At 35.7% G+C, this 2,280-nt stretch carries 2 protein-coding genes and 1 tRNA gene; 1 reads left to right on the forward strand and 2 read right to left on the reverse strand.

From position 1 onward, the window contains the following. Positions 1 to 168: 168 nt before the first annotated feature. A tRNA-Leu gene (locus KW93_RS11495) sits at positions 169 to 252 on the forward strand. 530 nt (positions 253 to 782) lie between these two features. Here KW93_RS11495 and KW93_RS11500 read toward each other — a convergent pair. Both KW93_RS11500 and KW93_RS11505 read right to left on the reverse strand, forming a co-directional pair. Beyond that, complete coding sequence (locus tag KW93_RS11500) at positions 783 to 1,070, reverse strand: hypothetical protein (RefSeq protein WP_033543164.1); 288 nt, start codon at positions 1,068 to 1,070, stop codon at positions 783 to 785. Then, positions 1,057 to 1,905: a PGN_0703 family putative restriction endonuclease gene (locus tag KW93_RS11505; RefSeq protein ID WP_033543165.1), complete on the reverse strand. Its 849-nt coding sequence runs from the start codon at positions 1,903 to 1,905 to the stop codon at positions 1,057 to 1,059. The genes KW93_RS11500 and KW93_RS11505 overlap by 14 nt, the downstream gene beginning before the upstream one ends. Between the last annotated feature and the right edge of the window lie 375 nt (positions 1,906 to 2,280).

Genomic DNA, 2,280 nt, shown 5'->3' on the forward strand with positions numbered 1-2,280 from the left:
AGTGATCATAGAACTTAGAAAAGTGCTCATAGAACCAAAAATAACGCTTATAGAATCCTCAAACAGCGAAAATATGAAACAATTTAACGCAGTAAAAATTTCTCTTTGACATTTTGTTTTAATGAAGGCAAAATAATAATTGACCCTGTTTTACAGGATATCGATCCTGCGGATGTGGCGGAATTGGCAGACGCGCTAGGTTCAGGGTCTAGTGGTGGAGACACCGTGGGGGTTCGACTCCCTTCATCCGCATCAACAGAAAAAATCAGCTCCTTAGGGGCTGATTTTTTGCGTTCAGGAGAAAGAATATTGAGAATTGAGCAATAAAAAATCACAAGCAGCATTCATACTTTATTTTACTAATACTTTACATTTCTAGAAAAGAACTGTATAAGATTTAATGCGCGCACCGCACATCTCATATTCCAAACCCCTTTTTTATAATTAAGAGCTTGATAGGCTGAAACTGAGCACTGATATTATTTTCAATTAAGAAAAATATCTCTCCTTCATCATTTTAAAAAACCATCTCCAAATCAGATTCCCGTTCGAGTTCAAATACAGAATGTTTAGCAGCAATAAACTTTGTTAACCCTGAGTTTCTGCCGACGGTATTTGCAATAAATCAGTCTCTGAAATCTTCAGATGAATAAAATTCCTCCAAAAACAAAAGATCGATATGGAGCTCCCTAACAGCATAAGAGAGAGTCGGTTGCATATGGCGGTCTCTTTCACAAAAAAATGTGCACATTAAACTATATACAGAATAGTCCTGCTTTTGCTTAAACGTCGATGTCATTGTCCCAAATGCGTTCCCAGAAAAAATTGAATTTCTCTTTCCTTTTTTCATCCACCCGGTCAAATACCGCAATCAAATCCGGCATATTTAAATCATTATTCGCTTTTCTGCCTACTAATTTATCCATGTGCAAAAGAAGATACTTCATTGCTTTAATTTCACCGTTCCAGTAATCTTCTTCCCCCGTCAACTGGAGATCATATTTTGCCATCTGAATTTGTTTCATCGCATAGATTGTGATGTCAGCTACGATTGCATCACTTTTTTTCATACAGATCATTCTTTTCATCAGCTAAATATTTTTCACCGAAAAGTTTATATTGATTTCGCAAACGCTCGGGAACGGCAGGGGAGGCTAATAACAAGTCCATAAGTTCAGTCCAGATGGTTTCCCATGTTAAGAACCGTATATTCTTATGAAGGGCTGGAGCAATGAGATTATCAACCAGCGTCTCGTACTCCTGTCTGAGCTTGATATTCCCTTCTGGACAAATAATGACGAGCAGATTTTGATCTGATGCATCCACATATGAAATATTGCGGAGCAATTGATAGTTTTTCATTAAAGTTTCATATTCGTTTATACCGGGGCGTAATTTGCCAACTAATCGTTCTTTGTATACAACTTCATGTTTGGCTTGATAAGCTTCGCTCGGCTGTTCTTTCTTGAATCCACTTTCTGTATATTTGATTTCGAAAAAAATTTGTTTTCCAGACTTTAATCTAATATAGAAGTCGAAGTTTGTTCCTTCACTTCTGGAAATGACCTTTTCGAATTCACAAATCTCAACCGTTTCTTCTTTATTTTTTAATATGTTCAGCAGTAGGGGAAGCAGATTTTCTTTGAGGAGGGGATAAAAAAAGTTCAGACATACTGCCTGTGATGAATTTAGATGATGAAAATCACGGTGCAACTGGATCTTTTGCTGTGCTATATAACTTAATAAATCTGCCCGGTACGGTTCCAGCAAATTCAATTCCTTTTGCTCTGTAGGCAAGATGTGTGGATAAGGCTTCTTGTTGGTTTTCCATATTCCATCCTTCAAAACTCCAAGTTGTTTCACCTTGTAGCTGGCTAATTGTTTTTTCGTCTTTTCTTTGTACATTAGTTGAATTCCTCCCTTTAATAAAAGAATAAAAAACATTGAAGAACAGAAGAAACGTTGAAAAATTTGTTGATAAAGCGCTAGTTCCTTATTTTCTTGAAATCTAGCCAATACTCAAGTTGCTTCATTTAATTATAAGTTTGAAAAAAATAAAAAACAATGTTTTTTAAATATTCAAATAATTTAAAGTGAAAGAGAATTTTCAAATGAGAAGGTCCATCTTTGAATAGCAGGAAACTGAAGTTCAAGAGACCTGGAAAAGGTTGTAAAATGTTTCGGCAAGCAGGTATACTTCTATAAAAGAACAATAACAGGGGGCATATCTTGTGGGTTTATTCGATAAGATTTTTAAAAAACCGAAAAAAGAAGAAGCGG

The sequence above is a fragment of the Planococcus sp. CAU13 genome (assembly GCF_000775575.1).
Lineage (GTDB): Bacteria > Bacillota > Bacilli > Bacillales_A > Planococcaceae > Planococcus.